This window comes from Streptomyces sp. TP-A0874 (genome assembly GCF_001748085.1).
Lineage (GTDB): Bacteria > Actinomycetota > Actinomycetes > Streptomycetales > Streptomycetaceae > Streptomyces.
Map to the genome: position 1 here is coordinate 49,006 of NZ_BBZK01000005.1, position 19,390 is coordinate 68,395.

The 19,390-nt window shown below is 71.1% G+C and carries 17 protein-coding genes and 1 pseudogene; 4 read left to right on the forward strand and 14 right to left on the reverse strand.

The window, feature by feature from the left end; genetic code table 11:
• The first annotated feature begins 82 nt into the window (after positions 1-82).
• Positions 83-1,243: an ATP-binding cassette domain-containing protein gene (locus tag BGP73_RS07870; protein WP_069813135.1), complete on the forward strand. Its 1,161-nt coding sequence runs from the start codon at positions 83-85 to the stop codon at positions 1,241-1,243.
• A gap of 74 nt (positions 1,244-1,317) precedes the next feature.
• Here the strand turns inward: BGP73_RS07870 and BGP73_RS07875 are convergent, their stop codons facing one another.
• The 11 genes and pseudogenes from BGP73_RS07875 to dacB form a co-directional block, all read right to left on the reverse strand.
• Positions 1,318-1,806 (reverse strand): DUF3180 family protein, encoded by a 489-nt coding sequence (locus BGP73_RS07875; protein ID WP_069813138.1) that lies wholly within the window; start codon positions 1,804-1,806, stop codon positions 1,318-1,320.
• A gap of 91 nt (positions 1,807-1,897) precedes the next feature.
• Entirely contained in the window at positions 1,898-2,491 is a 594-nt protein-coding gene (folK, locus tag BGP73_RS07880) for a 2-amino-4-hydroxy-6-hydroxymethyldihydropteridine diphosphokinase (protein WP_069813140.1), read from the reverse strand.
• Positions 2,488-2,853, reverse strand: coding sequence for a dihydroneopterin aldolase (gene folB, locus BGP73_RS07885; RefSeq protein ID WP_170837787.1), 366 nt, complete (start codon positions 2,851-2,853; stop codon positions 2,488-2,490). Before folB ends, folK begins: the two co-directional genes overlap by 4 nt.
• Before the next feature lie 458 nt (positions 2,854-3,311).
• Positions 3,312-3,782 (reverse strand): nuclear transport factor 2 family protein, encoded by a 471-nt coding sequence (locus BGP73_RS07890; RefSeq protein ID WP_069813143.1) that lies wholly within the window; start codon positions 3,780-3,782, stop codon positions 3,312-3,314.
• Complete coding sequence (gene folP / locus BGP73_RS07895) at positions 3,779-4,633, reverse strand: dihydropteroate synthase (protein WP_069813145.1); 855 nt, start codon at positions 4,631-4,633, stop codon at positions 3,779-3,781. Before folP ends, BGP73_RS07890 begins: the two co-directional genes overlap by 4 nt.
• Positions 4,634-4,751: 118 nt before the next feature.
• Positions 4,752-5,357, reverse strand: a complete 606-nt coding sequence (gene folE, locus BGP73_RS07900; RefSeq protein WP_069813147.1) for a GTP cyclohydrolase I FolE — start codon at positions 5,355-5,357, stop codon at positions 4,752-4,754.
• 106 nt (positions 5,358-5,463) lie between these two features.
• Positions 5,464-7,485 carry an ATP-dependent zinc metalloprotease FtsH gene (gene ftsH / locus BGP73_RS07905; RefSeq protein ID WP_069813149.1) on the reverse strand — a complete coding sequence of 674 codons (2,022 nt, stop codon included), beginning with the start codon at positions 7,483-7,485 and terminating at the stop codon, positions 5,464-5,466.
• Positions 7,486-7,693: 208 nt separating this feature from the next.
• Positions 7,694-8,233, reverse strand: coding sequence for a hypoxanthine phosphoribosyltransferase (hpt, locus tag BGP73_RS07910; protein WP_069813950.1), 540 nt, complete (start codon positions 8,231-8,233; stop codon positions 7,694-7,696).
• Between the two features lie 82 nt (positions 8,234-8,315).
• Positions 8,316-9,278: pseudogene (tilS, locus tag BGP73_RS07915) on the reverse strand (tRNA lysidine(34) synthetase TilS); the annotation flags it as partial.
• Between the two features lie 440 nt (positions 9,279-9,718).
• The gene (locus BGP73_RS07920; protein ID WP_069813153.1) at positions 9,719-10,855 is read right to left on the reverse strand and encodes a zinc-dependent metalloprotease; all 1,137 of its coding nucleotides are present in this window, start codon (positions 10,853-10,855) and stop codon (positions 9,719-9,721) included.
• Between the two features lie 87 nt (positions 10,856-10,942).
• Positions 10,943-12,490, reverse strand: coding sequence for a D-alanyl-D-alanine carboxypeptidase/D-alanyl-D-alanine endopeptidase (gene dacB / locus BGP73_RS07925; protein ID WP_107473992.1), 1,548 nt, complete (start codon positions 12,488-12,490; stop codon positions 10,943-10,945).
• Positions 12,491-12,574: 84 nt separating this feature from the next.
• Here dacB and BGP73_RS07930 point away from each other — a divergent pair, with 84 nt between their 5' ends.
• Positions 12,575-13,069: an inorganic diphosphatase gene (locus tag BGP73_RS07930; protein WP_069813155.1), complete on the forward strand. Its 495-nt coding sequence runs from the start codon at positions 12,575-12,577 to the stop codon at positions 13,067-13,069.
• Between the two features lie 243 nt (positions 13,070-13,312).
• Positions 13,313-15,025 (forward strand): threonine/serine ThrE exporter family protein, encoded by a 1,713-nt coding sequence (locus BGP73_RS07935; RefSeq protein WP_069813157.1) that lies wholly within the window; start codon positions 13,313-13,315, stop codon positions 15,023-15,025.
• A gap of 102 nt (positions 15,026-15,127) precedes the next feature.
• Here the strand turns inward: BGP73_RS07935 and BGP73_RS07940 are convergent, their stop codons facing one another.
• Positions 15,128-15,832 (reverse strand): DedA family protein, encoded by a 705-nt coding sequence (locus tag BGP73_RS07940; RefSeq protein ID WP_069813159.1) that lies wholly within the window; start codon positions 15,830-15,832, stop codon positions 15,128-15,130.
• A gap of 192 nt (positions 15,833-16,024) precedes the next feature.
• Here BGP73_RS07940 and wrbA point away from each other — a divergent pair, with 192 nt between their 5' ends.
• On the forward strand, positions 16,025-16,645 hold the full coding sequence (gene wrbA / locus BGP73_RS07945) for an NAD(P)H:quinone oxidoreductase (protein WP_069813161.1): 621 nt from the start codon (positions 16,025-16,027) through the stop codon (positions 16,643-16,645).
• Positions 16,646-16,744: 99 nt separating this feature from the next.
• Here wrbA and BGP73_RS07950 read toward each other — a convergent pair whose 3' ends face one another.
• Complete coding sequence (locus tag BGP73_RS07950) at positions 16,745-18,202, reverse strand: aldehyde dehydrogenase family protein (RefSeq protein ID WP_069813163.1); 1,458 nt, start codon at positions 18,200-18,202, stop codon at positions 16,745-16,747.
• An 85-nt stretch (positions 18,203-18,287) separates the two neighbouring features.
• Entirely contained in the window at positions 18,288-19,181 is an 894-nt protein-coding gene (locus tag BGP73_RS07955) for a helix-turn-helix domain-containing protein (RefSeq protein WP_069813165.1), read from the reverse strand.
• Between the last annotated feature and the right edge of the window lie 209 nt (positions 19,182-19,390).

A 19,390-nucleotide genomic window follows, 5' to 3' on the forward strand; every position in this document is an offset into this window, starting at 1 on the left:
TGAGCATCACCGCGATCCGACAACATGTTTTCCTATGTTTGTTCGCCCACAGTGGCCGGAAAACGCGCAACAATGGTCTGTCATGATCCGTTTCGAGCACGTCACCAAGCGCTACGCCGACGGCGAGGCCGTAGTGAAGGACCTCTCCTTCGAGGTCACCGAGGGGGAACTGGTCACCCTCGTCGGCCCCTCCGGCTGCGGCAAGACGACCACGATGAAGATGGTGAACCGGCTCACCGAACCCACCAGCGGCCGGATCCTCCTGGCGGGCGAGGACGTGTCCACCGTCGACCCCGTGCGGCTGCGCCGCCGGATCGGCTACGTCATCCAGCAGGTCGGCCTCTTCCCGCACAAGACGGTGCTGGAGAACACCGCCACCGTGCCCCATCTGCTGGGCTGGCAGCGGAAGAAGAGCCGGGAGCGCGCCGCGGAGCTACTCGATCTGGTCGGCCTCGACCCCGCGGTCTTCGGCGACCGCTACCCGGAGCAGCTCTCGGGCGGCCAGCGGCAACGCGTCGGGGTCGCCCGGGCGCTGGCCGCTGACCCGCCGGTACTGCTGCTGGACGAGCCGTTCGGGGCGGTCGACCCGGTGGTGCGCGAACACCTGCAGAACGAGTTCCTCAAGCTCCAGTCCCAGGTGCGCAAGACGATCCTCTTCGTCACCCACGACATCGAGGAGGCGGTACGGCTCGGTGACCGGATCGCGGTCTACGGGGACGGCGCCATCGAGCAGTTCGCCGCCCCCAGCACCGTCCTCGGCGCGCCCGCGAGCCCCTACGTCGCGGACTTCGTCGGCGCGGACCGCGGCCTCAAGCGGCTCTCGGTGACACCGATAGAGCCGGGGGACCTCGAACAGCCGCCGGTGGTCCACCTCGACGACCCGCTGAGCCGGGCCGCCGCGGCGCTCGACGGTGAGGGCGCCCGCTGGGCGGTGGTCCTCGACGACCAGGGCCACCTCCACGGCTGGCTCTCCGCGGAGGCCGCCGGCCGGCCCGAGGAGGGCCCGGTACGCGGACACGCCCGCCGGATGGAGGCCTGGCTGCCGGTCGGCTCCTCGCTGAAGCAGGCGTTCAGCACCATGCTCCAGCACGACGCCGGCTGGATAGCCGTACTCGACGGCGCCCGCTTCCTCGGCGTCCTCACCCCCGCCCGCCTGCACGAGGCGCTCCGCCGCTCCATCGACGCCGACGCCAACGAGATACCCCGTGAGGCGGTGGCGCTGGAGTCCGTCAGCAGCGTCTGACCGACCGCCCCGCGGCGTATCCGAACCGCCCCTTCCGGTCGCCGCCCCCGCGGCCGCCCGGACCGGGCGGGACGCTACTCCCCGGCGTCGTCCGGCGGCTCCGGCTCGTCGTCCTCCGGCAGCTTGCAGACGCGTTCCAACCACAGCGCGGCCGCCACCACCGCGGCTCCCGCCAGCACCGCGAACCCGGCGTAGACCGCCTGTTCCGTCCTGGTGCCCCGGCCCAGCGCCTCGGTCAGCAGGAAGACGCCGACACCGCCGTAGACACCGGCGACCAGGGCAGCCGCCAGGGCACTCGCCTGGCCGAAGACGACCGCGCGGGCGGCCATCATCGGATCCACGCCCCGGGCTCGGGACTCCCGCTCCCGCTGGGCCTTCAGCCGGGACCGCAGCGAGAGCGCGGTGGCCACCAGGATCGCGGCGATCAGCGCCAGCACTACGGGCGCGGCCACGGGCACCGGCGGCAGCGTGCCGAAGGCGTCCCAGAGCCGGGAGCCCGCCCAGGCAAGGACACCGGCGACGACGAACGTGCCGACCAGCACGCCGATCCGAAGTTGCTTCACCGAGCCGTTCGCCCCTCATCTCGTACCGCTGGTAGCGCCCGTTCCGGCGCTCGGCGCGGACCTCGCGGTCCGGACCGGACGGCCGCCGCCGCTACTCCGGAAGCCGCAGTTCCAGATCGTCCCTGGGGCTGACGCCCTCCCGCCCCACGCCGTCCAGCAGTTCGGCCACCGGGCCGTGCCCGGGCACCTCGGCGGACGGATCGACGTCCTGCCAGGGAGCCAGCACGAACGCGCGCTCGTGGGCACGCGGGTGCGGAAGCGTCAGTCCCGGATCGTCCGAGACCACATCCTGGTAGGACACGATATCGACGTCGAGGGTCCGGGGCCCCCAGCGGCCGTCCCGGACACGTTCGAAAGCCTCCTCGATCGCCTGGGCCCGCTCCAGCAGCGAGCCCGGCGGAAGCGTGGTCCGCAACAGTGCCACCGCGTTGAGGTAGGAGGGCTGCGAGCCCGGCTCGACCCCCCACGGCTCCGTCTCGTACACCCGGGAGACCGCTCTGACCCGCACCCCCGGGGTGTCCTCCAGCGCGTCGACCGCACCCTGGATGGTCTCCAGTCGCTCACCGAGGTTGCTGCCGAGGGAGATCACTGCCGACTTCGGGTTCTGCAGTGTCGAATCGGCCGCGTCCACCTGCTCCACCACGGAAGCGGGCACCGGCTGCACGGTCGGGTCACTCGTGGTCATACTCGGCTCCGGCTGATCGTGATCGTCACATCGTCGAAAGGCACGGTGATCGGCGCGTCCGGCTTGTGCACGACCACCTCGACCTCCTGGACCGCCTCGTGCTCCAGGCACCGGTCGGCGATCCGCTGCGCGAGCGTCTCGATGAGGTCGACCGGCTCACCCCGTACGACGGCCTCGACCTCCTCGGCCACCACGCCGTAGTGCACGGTCTTGGTGAGGTCGTCGTCGGCGGCCGCCGGCCGGGTGTCCAGGGAGAGCACCAGGTCGACGACGAAGGTCTGCCCCTCCTCGCGCTCCTGGGGCAGGACTCCGTGGTGTCCGCGGGCCCGGAGGCCACGCAGCGCGACACGGTCCACGCGCATCACTCCTGCTGGTCATGGGTCGTACGGCACCCTTCGGAAAGTCCACACGGGCGCGAGCCGGCAGCACCAGCGCATCCCGCGCAGGAGAATCTACCCGCGGGCTACTACTGCGCCCCCCGAGGGGGCTATGGACAGCCGATGACAGCTTTGCTAATACCGCATCCGGCATGGCCGGCCGCAGCGCGGCGGAATCCGGTGCGTGTGGTCGCAAGGCGGCCGGAACCCCGCGGACCTACCGCGGCTCTCGGCCGACGCGGCGCGGGCACCTCCCGGAGGTAGCCGGGGGAACGCGTTGTCGAACGCCGCGACGGGCCGACCTTGCTGAACGCGGCGTCAGCACCGCACCATCGCCTGTCGTCCCCCACCCTTACCCGGTCCTGCCCCGATAGAACAAGATGTGCGGCGGATCGCAGAACCGGCCCGCACCGCAGAACCGGCCCGCAGTCGGGTCCGCGGCTCTACGGGCCCTCGACCTCGGAGTCGGAGCCCGGTTCCTCGTCCTCCTCCTCCAGCTCGGAGAGCACCGGGGAGCCGTGGTGCGACCACAGCTTCCAGCCGTCCGGGGTCCTGCGGAAGACGTTGGTCGCCACCACCAGCTGGCCGACCAGCGGGCCCAGCGTCCCCTCCTCCTCGGCCGGCGCGCCGCTGAGGATGTTCTCGGTGCAGGTCACCAGCGCGGTGCGCCCCTCGACGGACACCTCGACATCGGTGAGGAAGAACTGGATGTACTCGGTGTTCGCCATGATCAGCGCGTACGACCTGAGCACCTCGCCGTGTCCGCGCAGCACCGGCCAGCCGGGGTGCACACAGCTGACGTCACCGTCCAGCCACAGCTCCGAGAGGCTCTGGAAGTCGCCCTGCTCCAGTGCCTCGTAGAAAGCGGTGTTGGCTGACTCGACCTGCTGCCGGTCGGTGTCCGCCGCGCTCACTCCGCCTCCTCGACGGCCCGCGCCACCCGTACCGCGTCGGCCGTCGCCCGCACCTCGTGTACCCGGACGGCCCAGGCCCCCTCGCGCGCCGACAGCGCAGAAACAGCCGCGGTGGCCGCGTCCCGCTCGCGGGCCGGCGGCACGCCGCCCCCCTCGTCGGTGAGCACCCGGCCGAGGAACCGCTTCCGGGAGGCGGCGACGAGCAGCGGACGGCCGAGGCTCCGCAACTCACCGAGATGTGCCAGCAGGGCCAGATCGTGCTCCGCCCCCTTGGCGAAGCCCAGCCCGGGATCGACGACGATCCGCTCGGCGGCGACCCCGCCGGCCACCACCGCGTCCATGCGTTCCCGCAGTTCGTCGACGACCTCACCGACCACATCGGAGTAGACCGCCCGGCTGTTCATGTCCTCGCTGAAACCGCGCCAGTGCATCACCACGAACGGCGCCTCGGCCGCGGCCACGACCGGTACCATCCGGGGGTCGGCCAGCCCTCCGCTCACGTCGTTGACCAGCGCCGCCCCGTCGATCAGGGCGCGCTCGGCGATAGCCGCCCGCATGGTGTCCACGCTGACGGTCACCCCTTCGGAGACCAGGCCGCGGACCACGGGCAGCACCCGGCGCGCCTCCTCTGCCTCGTCCACCCGGGGCGCCCCCGGCCTGGTGGACTCGCCCCCGACGTCGATCAGATCGGCGCCCTGGGCGACCAGTTCGAGACCGTGCTTGATCGCGCTGCCCGTGTCGAACCACCGGCCGCCGTCCGAGAAGGAGTCGGGTGTGACGTTGACCACGCCCATCACGGCACAGCGGTCCCACTCCGGCAGGCCGGCGACGCGACCGCGCAACGTACTCATGATTCCACCCTAAGGGCTGCCCTCAGTCGCCGTCGGGTCGGCGGGCGGAAGCGCCCGCGGGGCGGACGGAGAGCAGCGCGGACGCCGCACGGCGGGCCACCGCGACCGGCCGCGGTGCTCAGCGGGCCAGTATCAGGCTCATCGCCTCGGAGCGGGTCGCGGGGTCGCGGAGCTGGCCGCGGACCGCGGAGGTGGTGGTCTTGGCGGTGGGCTTGCGGATACCGCGCATGGACATGCACATGTGCTCGCACTCGAGGACGACGATCACCCCGCGCGGCTCCAGGATGTTCATCATCGAATCCGCGATCTGGGTGGTGAGGCGCTCCTGCACCTGCGGCCTGCGCGCGTACACGTCGACCAGCCGGGCCAGCTTCGACAGCCCGGTGATCTTCCCGTCCACGGACGGAATGTAGCCGATGTGCGCGGAACCGCGGAAAGGCACCAGGTGGTGTTCGCAGGTGCTGTAGATCTCGATGTCCTTGACGAGCACCATCTCGTCGTGGCCGATGTCGAAGGTCGTGGTCAGCACGTCCTCGGGCTGCTGCCAGAGTCCGGCGAACAGCTCCTTGTACGACCTCGCCACCCGGGCCGGCGTCTCCAGCAGCCCCTCGCGATCGGGGTCCTCACCCACCGCGATCAGCAGCTCGCGCACCGCGTTCTCGGCGCGCTTCTCATCGAACTGGCCGACGGTGGCCTCGGACTCCAGCGTCACCCGGTCGGTCATCTGTGCCTCGATCCTCTTGCTTCCAGACGGCGCAAAGCCGCGTTCCCACAGATTAGAACCCGTGGGAACGCGGCGCTCATTCCGGGTGCCGGGATCGCGGCCCGGCTCAGCCCTCCGAGGTGTCCGTCTCCTCGGGGCGCTCCTCCTTCTCCATCTGCACGGTCGGAGTGGTGCTCGCGCCGTTGGCCATCGTCAGCTCCCGGGGGGAGAGCACGGGGGGACGCGTGGAGGGGGTGCGCCGGGAGGAGCCCGTCCAGGCGGGGCGGGCCGGGCGCTTAACGATGGTGGCGAAGATCTCGGCGATCTGCTCCTTGTTGAGCGTCTCCTTCTCCAGCAGCGCCAGCACGAGGTTGTCGAGGACGTCGCGGTTCTCGACGAGGATCTCCCAGGCCTCGTTGTGCGCCGTCTCGATGAGCTTCTTGACCTCCTCGTCGACCAGCGCGGCGATCTCCTCCGAGTAGTCGCGCTGGTGGCCCATGTCACGCCCCAGGAACGGCTCGGCGTTCTCGGAGCCGAACTTGATCGCCCCGAGCCGCTCGGTCATGCCGTACTGGGTGACCATCGCGCGCGCCGTGGCGGTCGCCTTCTCGATGTCGTTCGCCGCACCAGTCGTGGGGTCGTGGAAGACCAGTTCCTCGGCCGCCCGGCCACCCAGCATGTAGGCCAGCTGGTCGAGCATCTCGTTCCGGGTGGTGGAGTACTTGTCCTCCTCGGGCAGCACCATGGTGTAGCCCAGCGCGCGTCCACGGGACAGGATCGTGATCTTGTGCACCGGGTCGCTGTTCGGAGAGGCCGCCGCGACCAGGGCGTGTCCGCCCTCGTGGTACGCGGTGATCTTCTTCTCCTTGTCGCTCATGATCCGGGTCCGCTTCTGCGGTCCGGCGACGACCCGGTCGATCGCCTCGTCCAGGAAGTTGTTGTCGATCAGCTTCTGGTTGGCACGGGCGGTGAGCAGCGCCGCCTCGTTGAGGACGTTGCTGAGGTCGGCTCCGGTGAAGCCGGGGGTACGCCGGGCCACCGCGCCGAGGTCGACGTCGGGCGCGACCGGCTTGCCCTTCTGGTGCACCTTGAGGATCTCCAGCCGGCCCTGCATGTCGGGGCGCTCGACGGCGATCTGCCGGTCGAAGCGGCCCGGGCGCAGCAGCGCGGGGTCGAGGATGTCCGGCCGGTTGGTGGCGGCGATCAGGATGACCCCGCCCTTGACGTCGAAGCCGTCCATCTCGACGAGGAGCTGGTTCAGCGTCTGCTCACGCTCGTCGTGGCCGCCGCCCATACCCGCGCCGCGGTGCCGGCCGACCGCGTCGATCTCGTCGACGAAGACGATCGCCGGAGCGTTCTGCTTGGCCTGCTCGAACAGGTCGCGGACCCGGGAGGCGCCGACACCGACGAACATCTCGACGAAGTCGGAGCCGGAGATCGAGTAGAACGGAACGCCCGCCTCGCCGGCCACCGCCCGGGCCAGCAGGGTCTTGCCGGTACCGGGAGGACCGTAGAGCAGCACGCCCTTGGGGATCTTGGCTCCGACGGCCTGGAACTTCGCCGGCTCCTGGAGGAACTCCTTGATCTCCTCGAGCTCCTCGACGGCCTCGTCCGCGCCGGCCACGTCGACGAAGGTTGTCTTCGGGGTGTCCTTGGTGATCAGCTTCGCCTTGGACTTCCCGAAGTTCATGACCCGGGAGCCGCCGCCCTGCATCTGGTTCATCAGGAAGAGGAAGATGACCACGATGAGGATGAAGGGCAGGATCGTGATCAGCATCCCGACCAGCGGACTCTGCTTCTGCGGCGAAACGGTGTAACCGTCCGGCAGGGTGCTCTTGCTCTTGTCGTTGACCTTGGCCTGGAGGTCCTTGGCGAGGCCGCTGCCCTGGTCGCCGATGTAGCTCGCCTGCAGCTTGCTGCTGCCCTCGATCTTCTCGCCGCTCTTGAGCTCGACCTTGATCTTGTTCTCGTCGCCGGTGGTGAGCTCGGCGGACTTGACCTTGTTCTCGGAGATCGCCTTGACGACCTGGCCGGTGTCCACCGTCTTGTAGCCGCCGGACGACCCGACGACCTGCATCAACACGACCACGGCGAGGACGGCCAGCACGATCCACATGACCGGCCCACGGAAGTAGCGCTTCACGTCCATCCATACGGGGCGCGTGCGCCCCGTCCCTCCTGCCACAGTGAGGCACCGACGGTCACTCTGCGGGTGACCGTCCGTGCGTACGGTGAATTACTCGACCTGTTGAAGACTGACCTACGGACGGTACATCAGCATTGTCCCCCGGCGCTGCCCGGGATCGCGCTCAACCCGCCTCCCCTGTCAACGCCGGGAACCGGCCCCGGGTTCCCGGTCAGCCGCCGTAGACGTGCGGCGCCAGCGTCCCGACGAACGGCAGGTTCCGGTACCGCTCCGCGTAGTCCAGGCCATAGCCGACCACGAACTCGCTGGGGATGTCGAAACCGACGTACTTCACGTCGATGGCGACCTTCGCGGCGTCCGGCTTCCGCAGCAGGGTGCAGACGTTGAGCGAGGCCGGCCCGCGGGAGCTCAGGTTGGACAGCAGCCAGGAGAGGGTGAGCCCGGAGTCGATGATGTCCTCGACGATCAGCACGTCCCGCCCGGCGATGTCGGTGTCCAGGTCCTTGAGGATCCGCACCACCCCGGAGGACTTGGTGCCGGCTCCGTAGGAGGAGACCGCCATCCAGTCCATGGTGACGGGGGTGGACAGCGCCCTCGCCAGATCCGCCATCACCATCACCGCGCCCTTGAGGACACCGACGATGAGTAGCTCCCGGCCCGCGTACTCCGCGTCGATCTTCGCCGCCAGCTCGGCCAGCTTCGCGTCGATCTCTTCCTTGGTGATGAGCACCGACTCCAGGTCGGCACCCATGTCCTTCTCGTCCACCCGTGTCACTCTCGGTTGATTCGGCCCGAACACCGGGGGTACCGGCCCGGCTGGACCGACGTTCGGCTCAGTGCTCGGCGGCGGCCTCGTCGCGCCGTCGGATGACCAGACTGCCACACCGCCTCCGGGCCTCGACGCGGCCGGGCAGATTGATCACCCCCTGCCCGTGCCAGTCGGTGATCAACCGGTCGACTTCCACGATGTGTCTGGCGAAGAGCGAACCCGGCGGGGAGCCCGCGGTCACCGCCGCCCGGCGGAGGACCCGGCGGCGGACGGCCGGCGGCAGCGGGCTGAGCAGCCCGATGTCCAGGCTGCCCGGCTCGGCCGGGTCGCTCGCGGCGCGGACCCGCCGCTCAGCCTCGCCGGCCCAGCTGTCCAGGGCGTCGGCGTCGTCCCGGGAGAGCTGGGCGGTCCGGGCGAGCGCCTCGATGACCCCCTTGCCGAGCGCCTTCTCCAGCGCGGGAAGGCCCTCGTGGCGGAGCCGGGAGCGGGTGTAGGCCGGATCGCAGTTGTGCGGATCGTCCCAGACCGGGAGCGACTGGACGAGGCAGGCCTTCCGAGCGGTCTGCCGGTCCAGCAGCAGGAAGGGGCGGCGGTAGCGGCCACCGGTGCCGGAGACGGCCGCCATACCGGAGAGCGAGCGGGTGCCGGAGCCGCGGGCCAGCCCGAGGAGCACGGTCTCCGCCTGGTCGTCCCGGGTGTGGCCGAGGAGTACGGCGGCGGCGCCGTGCCGCTCGGCGGCGGCGTCCAGCGCGGCGTAGCGGGCGTCCCGGGCCGCGGCTTCCGGCCCGCCCGACCTGCCCACCGCGACGGTGACGGTCTCCACCGGGTCCAGCCGGAGTTCCCGCAGGCGGTTGGCGACTTCGGTGGCGCGCCGGTCGGAGCCGGACTGCAGTCCGTGGTCGACGGTGACCCCGCCGGCGCGGAAGCCGAGCCTGGGGGCCTCGAAGGCGAGGGCGGAGGCGAGCGCCATGGAGTCCGCCCCGCCGCTGCAGGCGACGAGCACCAGGGGCGGGAGCGGCGCCCCGGGATGGGTGGGCCGCGGCGCGGCGACGCGGTGCCGGGCGGCGGGCTCGGCGGACGGGCCGAGGGGGGCGGTGTCGGCGGACGGCGGGTCGGTGGGCGGGACGGCGGGCCCGGCGCCGGCGGGCGGCGCGGGCTCGGTCGAGGCGTCGCGGAGGATGTCGTGGAGTACGCGGCGGACCGCCAGGCGTATCGCCGCGACCGCTGGATGGGGACCCATTTCCGGTTCCCTCCCTGGTTCGGTGGGTGTCTCGGGGCCGTGCGGCCTTCCGTCACGGTTTCCGTCGCCGGTCCGGCACAGGGTTCGGCCACGGGATTTTCGTCACAATGAGTACGGGTATGGTGACAGAGAAGAGCCGTTACCCGAGCATCGCACGCCTATCCCGCGTCATAGCGTCCCTCGGACGGGTGATTGAGGGGGCTCAGTCCGCACAGCGCTCCGCTGTTTCACGACTCGGCCCTCCGGTGCACTCGCGCGACCCAGTCCGCCGGTTTGGTGATCTCCGCCTTGGTCGGGAGGGTGTTGGGCGAGGTCCACACCCGGTTGAACCCTTCCATACCGACCTCCTCGACGACCGCCCGCACGAAACGCTCACCGTCCCGGTACTGCCGGAGCTTGGCGTCCAGCCCGAGAAGCCTGCGCAGCGCCTGGTCGAGCCGGCCCGCCCCGCTGGCCCGCCGCTTCTGGAACTTCTCGCGGATCTCCGCGACGGAGGGCACCACCTGAGGGCCCACGCCGTCCATGACGTAGTCGGCATGGCCCTCCAGCAGTGACATCACGGCCGTGAGCCGGCCCAGGATCTCCCGCTGCTCGGCGGTCTGGACCACCTCGATCAGGCCGCGACCGCCCTCCCCCTCGGCCGGGTCCTCCCCGGACCTCCCGCCGGCGAGGGACTGCACCGCCTCCCGGAGCCGCTCCAGAAGCGTCCCGGGATCGACCTCGGTCTCCGCCAGGAAGCTCTGGATCTCGCCCTCGATGTGGTCCCGCAGCCACGGCACGGCGGTGAACTGGGTGCGGTGGGTCTCCTCGTGCAGGCAGACCCAGAGCCGGAAGTCGTGGGGGTCGACGTCCAGTTCCCGTTCGACGTGCACGATGTTCGGCGCGACGAGCAGCAGCCGGCCGCCCCCGCCGTCGCCGGAGGGCAGGTCCCGGCTCGCCGGGGCGAAGGTCTCGTACTGGCCCAGCACCCGGGAGGCGAGGAAGGACAGCAGCATGCCCACCTCGACACCGGTGACCTTGCCGCCGACCGCGCCGAGCACCATCCCGCCGGGCCCGGCGCCGCGCCGCTGCCGCATCTTCTCCAACAGCGGCTTGAGCACTTCTCTGAACCCGGCGACGTTCGCGCGGATCCAGCCGGCCCGGTCCACCACCAGCACCGGGGTGTCCCGCTGGGCGGCGCCGCCCTCCGCCATCCGGGTGAAGGAGCGCACATGCTCCTCGGCGGCCTGGGCGTGCCTGCGCAGTTCGGCGACGACGGCCCGGGCCTCGTCACGACTGACCTCAGGACCGGACTTCACCAACCGGGTCGCCGTCGCGACGGCGAGGTTCCAGTCCACCAGCTCCATGCCACCGATGCTCGTCATGGTTTCACGTTACGTCTCCGGGACTCCGGGTGGGAGAAACCTGCGGCGGCGCATCGGAGGTCGCCCGGCGGGGCCCACCGGTGGAGCTCACCGGCAACCGCAGTTGGCCGTCGCGGACGCCAGCCGGTCCAGGGCCGCCTGGGCCTGCTGCGGGTCCGTCGTGCCGTTGGCCATGAACGCGAAGGCGAGCAGCCGGCCGTCGGCGTCGACCACCGTTCCGGCGAGGGTGTTCACCCCCGTCAGCGTGCCGGTCTTGGCCCGAACCATGCCGGTGCCGGCCGAGGGCTCCCGGTAACGGCTGCGCAGGGTGCCGCTGAACCCCGCCACCGGCAGGCCGGTGACGGCGGCCCGCAACTGCGGGCGGTCCGGGTCGGAGGCCCGTACCAGCAGCTGCGCCAGGAAGGCAGCGGAGGCCTTGTCCCGCCGGTCGAGGCCGCTGCCGTCGGCCAGGCGCACCCCGGACAGCGGCAGGCCGAGCCCGGCCAACCGCGCCCGCACGGCCTTGCCGGCGCCGGCGAAGCTCGCCGGTCGGCCCTCGGCCACGGCGGTCTCCCGGGCGAGCGCCTCGGCGATGTCGTTGTCGCTGTGCGTCAGCGCCCGCTCGGCCAGCGCGGACAGCGGCATGGAGCGGGCGGTGGCGAGCCGTTCGGCCCCCTTCCGGGCGGTCCCGGCGCGTGGGGTTCCCCGCACCTCGATCCCCCGGTCGCGCAGCAGTCCGGCGAAGGTCTGCGCGGCGTGCTCCGCCGGATCGGCGGAGCGCTCGGCGGGACCGCTGTCGCTCTTCCCACCGTCGATCCGCCCCTCGTCGATCATCAAGGCGCTGACCGGGGCGATGTTCTCGTTCGGGCCGATGGGGTGCCGGGTCGGGCCGGAGTAGCGCGAGGTGTCGTAGGCCAGCCTGACCGTCCGGCTGCCCCGGCGTTCCAGGGCGCGGACGGTGTCGTCGGCGAGTTTCCGCAGGTTGGCCGGCGGCGGGAAGCCGGCCACCGACTTCTTCGGGGCGCGTGCGGTCAGCGTCGGGTCGCCTCCCCCGACGAGCACGATCTCGCGGGCCCCGGAGCCGGCGACGACCCTGGTCTCCAGCCGGTGGTCCGGGCCGAGTGCATCGAGCGCCGCCACCACGGTGGCGATCTTGATCGTGGAGGCGGGTACGGCCGGGGTGTCGGCCTTCGAGCCGTAGACCTGCCGGCCGCTGGCGACGTCCACCACGGAGGCGCCCGTCAGGGCGGGCAGCGCGGGGTCCTTCAGCAGCGGCGTGAGCGCGTCGGCCAGACCCGCGCGGGTGGGCGCCGGCACCGCCCCCGGGGAGTCCGCCGGGCGGCCGCCGGCGCCGAGCGCGGCCAGTACCCCGCCTCCCGGGAGGTCGCCGGGCGCGCTCGGACCGCCGGTGGGATCCTGGTCGCGGGCCCCCGCGCCATCCGGCCTACCGTGATGCTCGCCACCCCTGGTCTCCCCGGCCCGGGCGCGGGCGCGTTCGGCCGTACGCTGACCGGAGTCCCACGGGCCGGCCGCGGCCACCGCGCCCACCGCCACCACCAGGCCGAGCAGCGCGGAGGCGGCCGCCAACCGCCACGGGGGCAGCGTCCGCCAGCGGTCGATCAGCCAGTCCGGCCACCTCGATCCGGTCTCCGGCATGGGACCAACCCCTTTCGCCACCACACCCGCGCGTGAGGGACACTTAATCACCCGAAGTATGTGTTGATCATGAAGGAGCCACCCGTGGAGTTCGACGTCACCATCGAGATCCCGAAGGGTTCGCGGAACAAGTACGAGGTAGATCACGAGACCGGACGCATCCGTCTGGACCGTCGGCTCTTCACCTCGACCAGTTACCCCGCTGACTACGGTTTCGTCGAGAACACCCTGGGTGAGGACGGCGACCCGCTGGACGCGCTGGTGATCCTGGACGAGCCCACCTTCCCCGGATGCCTGATCAAGTGCCGGGCGATCGGCATGTTCCGGATGACCGACGAGGCCGGGGGCGACGACAAGCTGCTCTGCGTGCCGGCCTCCGACCCGCGGGTGGAGCACCTGCGCGACATCCACCACGTGTCGGAGTTCGACCGGCTGGAGATCCAGCACTTCTTCGAGGTCTACAAGGACCTGGAGCCCGGCAAGTCGGTGGAGGGGGCCAACTGGGTGGGCCGCGCCGAGGCCGAGGCGGAGGTGGCGGCCTCCATCAAGCGGCTGGAGGCCGCGGGCGGCGCGCACTGAGCGGAACCCGAGCAGCGGTACGGCGGGCGGGCACCGGTCGGTGCCCGCCCGCCGTGCGTCCGGGCACCGGTCGGCGTTCCCCGCGGACAGCGGGCGGGGTGCTCGTCGGACCCCGCGGGCGATCCTGCATCCTGGCAACTGGCACCGCTGCCGGTCGGGCGGGCGGCGGGAGACCGGTGGCCGCCGGAACCGGTTCGGAGCAGGGTGGATACCCCGGAGACAGACGAGGAGGGACGGGAAGCAGTGGTCGTCGACCCCAAGTGGAACAACGACTCGGGTGACGACCCCGAGGACCGCAAGCCGCGGTCGGACGAGGCGCGCAGCGCCTTCACCCCTCCGCTGGGCGTACCCCTGCCGCCGGTCCCCGAGGAGGAGCACCCGACCTCGGAGTTCGCCATACCCAGCGGGGTGGCCGCCGGCCCCGACGAGGAGCCGGAGGGCTCCGCCTTCGCCACCCCGTCCGGACAGGAACACCGGGACACCGGAAACCTCAGCGCCTCCTTCACGCCTCCGGGGGGCATACCGGCGCTCCGGCCGTCCCGAGAGCTGCCCTGGCAGGACCGGATGCGCACCATGCTCCGGATGCCGGTGGGCGAGCGCCCCGTCCCGGAGCGCGCGGAGCGTCCTGAGGACGAGATAGGCCCGGCCATCCCGCGGGTGCTGGACCTGACCCTGCGTATCGGGGAGCTGCTGCTGGCGGGCGGCGAGGGCGCCGAGGACGTGGAGGCCGCGATGTTCGGCCTCGCCCACGCCTACGGGCTGGGCCGGTGCGAACCGACCGTCACCTTCACCCTGATCTCGGTCTCCTACCAGCCGTCGCTGGTCGACGACCCGGTGACGGCCAGTCGGACGGTGCGCCGCCGGGGCACCGACTACACCCGGCTGTCCGCCGTCTACCGGCTGGTGGACGACATCACCTCGGAGGACGTCGAGGTGACCCTGGAGGAGGCGTACCGGCGGCTGGCGGAGATCCGACGCAACCGCCACCCCTACTCCGGCTGGGCGCTGACGGCGGCCAGCGGCGGGCTGGCCGGCGGGGCGAGCCTGCTGGCCAGCGGCGCGGACATCCGGGCCGGGCTGGCCTGGGTGGTGTTCTTCGCGGCGGCCCTGGGGGCGATGCTCGGCGACCGGCTGGCCTGGCTGGCCTCGGGGCGCGGGCTTCCGGAGTTCTACCAGTTCGTGGTCGCGGCGATGCCGCCCGCCGCGATAGGGGTCACACTCAGCCTGGCGGGCCAGGGCGTGCAGGCCTCGGCGGTCATCACCGGTGGGCTCTACGCGCTGATCCCCGGGCGGGCGCTGGTCGCCGGCGTCCAGGACGGTCTGACCGGCTACTACATCACCGCCTCCGCCCGGCTGATGGAGGTCTGCTACCTGATCGTGGGGATCGTGGTCGGCGTGCTGACGGTGCTGTACGCCGGGGTGCAGCTCAACGCCAACCTCAGTCCGGACGAGGTGGTCCACCACATCTCGCGGCCCGGGGTGCAGATCTTCGCGGCGATGCTGCTGTCGCTGTCGTTCTGCGTGCTGCTCCAGCAGGAACGTCACACCGTGCTGGCCGCCACCCTGAACGGCGGGATCGCCTGGGTCGCCTTCGGCGCGCTGCACGATGTCGGCGGGATCTCACCGGTGATCTCCACGACGATCGCGGCTGGGCTGGTCGGCCTCTTCGGCCAGCTGATGTCGCGGTACCGCTACGCCTCGGCGCTTCCCTACGTCACCGCGGCGATCGGGCCGCTGCTGCCCGGTAGCGCCACCTACTTCGGTCTGCTCGGCCTTGCCCAGAACGACCTGGAGGCCGGGGTCACCTCACTGACCAGGGCCGCGGCGCTGGCGCTGGCCATCGCCATCGGGGTCAACCTGGGCGGCGAGGTCGCCAGGCTCTTCCTGAAGGTGCCGGGCACCTCCGACGAGGAGGCGCTGAGCCGCCGCGCGGCGAAGCGGACCCGCGGATTCTGAGAACCGCCGCCGGTCGCCGCCGGCCGCGGTGAAGAAAAGGGAGGCCGACGGACTCATAGTCCGTCGGCCGTGGGTTCGCGCCCGCCGAGCGCGCGAGGGGGGTCAGCGCCTGGCGTGCCGGCCGCCGCTCGGAGGGGGCGGGGGGTCGGTCCGCTCGGCCCCGTCGGCGGCCGAGGCCGCCTTCCCGGACTTGCCGCGGGCCCGCAGGTACTCGACCAGGATCGGCACCACCGACAGCAGCACGATGCCCACCAGGATGAGTTCGATGTGCTCGTGGACGAAGTCGACCTGGCCGAGCGCCGCTCCCAGCAGGGTGACCCCGGCGCCCCACAGCAGGCCGCCGACGCAGTTGAAGACGACGAAGGAGCGGTAGTTCATCCGGCTCACGCCGGCGATGATCGGTGTGAAGGTGCGCACGATCGGCACGAAGCGGGCGAGCACCAGCGACTTGGGGCCGTGCTTCTCGAAGAACTCGTGTGCCTTCTCGACGTTCTCCTGCTTGAAGAGCTTGGAGTCCGGGCGCCGGAACAGCGCGGGCCCGACCTTCCGGCCGAAGAGGTACCCCGCCTGGTCACCCAGGACGGCGGCGACCACGATCAGCGTGCACACCAGCCAGAGCGGGTAGTGCAGGTACTGGTCGGTCGCGACCAGCAGGCCGGTGGTGAACAGCAGCGAGTCCCCGGGCAGGAAGAAGCCGATGAGCAGCCCGGACTCGGCGAAGACGATGATCAGGATGCCGATCAGCCCGAAGGTCTGGATCAGGTAGTCCGGGTCCAGCCACTGAGGGCCGAGGGCGAGGGTGGTCACGGAAGACAGGCTCCTGGGTGGAGGGCACAGGCTCGACGGGGCCCGGCACTGGTAAACGGCGTAGAACGTACAGCCGTCCAAAGCTATCAACGCCACTGCCCCGGCCGCGGTTCCTGCCATACGGCCGAGCCGGCCACCAACAGGCCGGATATCCGTTATGCCCTTATTGTGGAGGCTCTAAGGAGGTCTGTCATGAGCGATTCGGTGAACGTGGCCGTCATCTACTACTCCTCGACCGGCACCAACACGGTGGTCGCCAAGGAGATCGCCGACACGGCGGAACGGGCCGGCGCGCAGGTCCGGCTGCGCCGGGTCACCGAGCTGGCGCCGCAGGCGGCGATCGACTCCAATCCACGGTGGGCCGCCAACGCCAAGGCCACCGCGGACATCGAGGTGGCCAGCCCGGAGGACACCGTCTGGGCGGACGCCATCGTCTTCGGCACCCCCACCCGCTACGGCAATGTGACGGCGCAGCTGAAGCAGTTCATCGACACCCTCGGCGGCCTGTGGGCGGAGGGACGGCTGGCCGACAAGGTCTACAGCGGGTTCACCTCCTCCGCCACGCTCCACGGCGGCCAGGAGTCCACGCTGCTCGCCCTCTACACCACCATCCACCACTTCGGCGGGATCATCGTCTCGCCCGGCTACACCGACCCCTCGAAGTTCACCGACGGGAATCCGTACGGCACTTCGCATGTGGACGCCCAGGGTGAGAAGCCGGTGGACGACACCACCCTGAAGGCCGCCCGGGTGCAGGCCGAACGGGTGGTCCGGTTCACCCGCGCCCTGAAGTCGGGGCTGGTCACGGCCTGATCCACCGGGTTCCGCACCGGCGGATCAGGAGGCGCGGAGCGCGTCGGGAGCGCGCAGGGAGAGTCGACGCCCGGCGGCGGCGCGTCGGGACACGCCGCGTCAGAACGGGAAGACGCTGCGGCCGTGCTGGATGGCGATCCACTTCTGGGTGGTGAAGGCCTCGACCATGGAGTCGACGTTCAGCCGCCCCATCCCGGACCTCTTCTCACCGCCGAAGGGGGCCATCGGCTCGTCCTGCACCGTGCTGTCGTTGATGTGGATCACACCCGTCTCGATCCGGCGCGCGACCCGCACCCCCCGCTCGATGTCCGCGGTGTGCACCGCCCCGCTCAGCCCGTAGGGGGTGGCGTTCGCGATCCGGATCGCCTCCTCCTCGCCGTCGAAGGGCAGCAGGACCACCACCGGGCCGTAGGTCTCCCGGGTCAGCGCCTCCGAGTCCGGCGGCAGGTCGGTGAGGACCGTCGGTTCGACCAGGTTGCCCTGGGCCTCGCCGCGCAGCAGCGCGGTGGCGCCGGCGGCCACCATCCGGTCTACCCAGGCCTTGAGGGACTCCACTCGCGAGGCGTTGATCAGCGGTCCGATGTGCGTGGTGGGGTCCGCCGGGTCGCCGACCTTCAGCGACTTGACCCGGGCCACGAACTTCTCGGTGAACTCCGCCGCCACCGACCGGTCAACCAGCACCCGGTTGGCGGCCACGCACACCTGCCCCTGGTGTACGAAGCGGCTGAAGACCGCGGCGTCGACGGCGTAGTCGATGTCGGCGTCGTCCAGCACGATCAGCGCGCTGCTGCCGCTCATCGCGAGCAGGCAGCGTTTGAAGTTGGCCGCCGCGACGCCGGCGACGTGCCGGCCGACCGTGTCCGAGCCGGCGAAGGAGATGACGCTGGGCACCGGGTGCTCGATGAGCGCGTCGCCTATCTCCGCGATGTCGGTGACCACGACGTTCAGCAGACCGGCCGGCAGTCCGGCCTCCTCCAGCACCCTGGCCACCAGGCCGCCGCCGACCACCGGGGTGTTCTGGTGCGGCTTCAGGACCACCGCGTTGCCGAGCGCGAGCGCCGCGGCGACCGGCTTGAGGGAGAGCAGGAAAGGCGAGTTGAAGGGGCTGATGACGCCCACCACCCCGGCCGGCAGCCGGTAGAGGCGGTTCTCCTTGCCGTCGACCGGGGACGGCAGGATCCGTCCCTGGGGCCGGACCGCCAGCCCCATCGCCTCCCGCAGGAACTCCCTGGCCTGCCGGAGTTCGAAGGCCGCCTTGAAGCGGGTGCCGCCCAGTTCGGCGATGATGAGCTCGGCGAACTGCTCCTCGCGCTCCTCGATGACGCGGATGGCGCGCTCCAACACCAGCCGCCGGTCGTAGGGGTTGGTCCTGGCCCAGGCCGGCTGGGCGCGCTCGGCGGCCCGGTACGCCTGGTCGACCTCTCCGGCGGTGGCGACGGTGATGGCCGCGAGTTTCACCCCGTCATAGGGGTTGAAGTCGATGATGTCCCAGGAACCCGTGCCCGGCCTCCACTCACCGTCGATGTACTGCTGCGCCAAGTCTGCGAAGTAGGACATGCCTTCCCCAAATCCGGAGGCTGCGGCGCCGGGCGGGCGCCTGGGTTCGGTCGGCTCCTGGAGGCCGCTCATCGTAGGCGGCGGTTCAGGAGGTCCGGAGGATCTCGTCCAGCAGGAGGCGGCTCTCGCCCGGAGTCAGGCTGTCGGCGTGCAGCCGGTCCATGACCCGCTGGTACTGGGCCACCTCCTCCGGTTTGTCGACGTAGAGCGCGCTGGTGAGCTGCTCCAGGTAGACGACGTCGGGGAGGTCGGGCTCGGGGAACCGCAGCATGGTGAAAGCGCCGCTCTCCCCGGCGTGGCCGCCGAAGGCGAACGGCATCACCTGCAGGGTCACCCCGCTGTGTTCGGACATCTCGATCAGGTGCCGCAGCTGCCCGCGCATCACCTCGGCGCCACCGTAGGGGCGGCGCAGGGCGGCCTCGTCGATCACGATGTGGAAGTCCGGCCCGGCCTCCGCGGCGAGCAGCTTCTGCCGCTCCAGCCGCAGGTCGACCCGCCTCTGGATCTCGTCGGGCTCGGCGTCGGGCTGCCCGCGGCTGACGACCGCGTGCACGTACTCGGGGGTCTGGAGCAGCCCGGGGACGAACTGGACCTCGTAGCAGCGGATGTACGAGGCGGCCCCCTCCAGCCCCACGTACGTCTGGAACCAGCCGGGCAGCACATCGCCGTAACTGTGCCACCACCCGGCCAGGTTGGCCTCCCTGGCCAACCCGAGCAGCGCCTCGCGCTCGGCGCCGTCGGTGACCCCGTAGAGCGTCAGCAGATCCTCCACGTCACGCGCCTTGAAACTCACCCGGCCCAACTCCATGCGGCTGATCTTCGATTCGGACGCGCGGATCGAGTAGCCGGCCGCCTCCCGGGAGACGCCCTTCGATTCGCGCAGGCGTCTGAGCTGGGAGCCGAGGAGAATCCGGCGTACCACTGAGCCACTTGAGCCTCCTGTCCTTCCTGTTTCGCTTACCGGTTGCACTGTGCTCATTTCCCGACTGCCTGTCTCCGTTAGTGATGCACTGCGACCGTCAACGGCCGAAGTCTGCCATCAGACGTGCTCCGCTGCGTGCCCATCTGGTTACACAGCCGAGATCTGCGCAGTAAACCCACAGATTCGGACCGTAGGAAGAATTCATCCCGGAACCTGACGTATCGATATACGGAAGGCGCGTGCACGTGCATCTGCTCTTGCATCCA

What these genes read in the sequence shown, in the direction of transcription:
- BGP73_RS07870 (WP_069813135.1), top strand. Translation starts at nt 83, where the DNA reads ATGATCCGTTTCGAGCACGTCACCAAGCGCTACGCCGACGGCGAGGCC.
- folK (WP_069813140.1), bottom strand. Translation starts at nt 2,491, where the DNA reads ATGACCACGAGTGACCCGACCGTGCAGCCGGTGCCCGCTTCCGTGGTG.
- folB (WP_170837787.1), bottom strand. Translation starts at nt 2,853, where the DNA reads ATGCGCGTGGACCGTGTCGCGCTGCGTGGCCTCCGGGCCCGCGGACAC.
- folP (WP_069813145.1), bottom strand. Translation starts at nt 4,633, where the DNA reads ATGAGTACGTTGCGCGGTCGCGTCGCCGGCCTGCCGGAGTGGGACCGC.
- folE (WP_069813147.1), bottom strand. Translation starts at nt 5,357, where the DNA reads ATGACCGACCGGGTGACGCTGGAGTCCGAGGCCACCGTCGGCCAGTTC.
- ftsH (WP_069813149.1), bottom strand. Translation starts at nt 7,485, where the DNA reads ATGGACGTGAAGCGCTACTTCCGTGGGCCGGTCATGTGGATCGTGCTG.
- hpt (WP_069813950.1), bottom strand. Translation starts at nt 8,233, where the DNA reads ATGGGTGCCGACCTGGAGTCGGTGCTCATCACCAAGGAAGAGATCGAC.
- BGP73_RS07920 (WP_069813153.1), bottom strand. Translation starts at nt 10,855, where the DNA reads ATGACGAGCATCGGTGGCATGGAGCTGGTGGACTGGAACCTCGCCGTC.
- dacB (WP_107473992.1), bottom strand. Translation starts at nt 12,490, where the DNA reads ATGCCGGAGACCGGATCGAGGTGGCCGGACTGGCTGATCGACCGCTGG.
- wrbA (WP_069813161.1), top strand. Translation starts at nt 16,025, where the DNA reads ATGAGCGATTCGGTGAACGTGGCCGTCATCTACTACTCCTCGACCGGC.
- BGP73_RS07950 (WP_069813163.1), bottom strand. Translation starts at nt 18,202, where the DNA reads ATGTCCTACTTCGCAGACTTGGCGCAGCAGTACATCGACGGTGAGTGG.
- BGP73_RS07955 (WP_069813165.1), bottom strand. Translation starts at nt 19,181, where the DNA reads ATGAGCACAGTGCAACCGGTAAGCGAAACAGGAAGGACAGGAGGCTCA.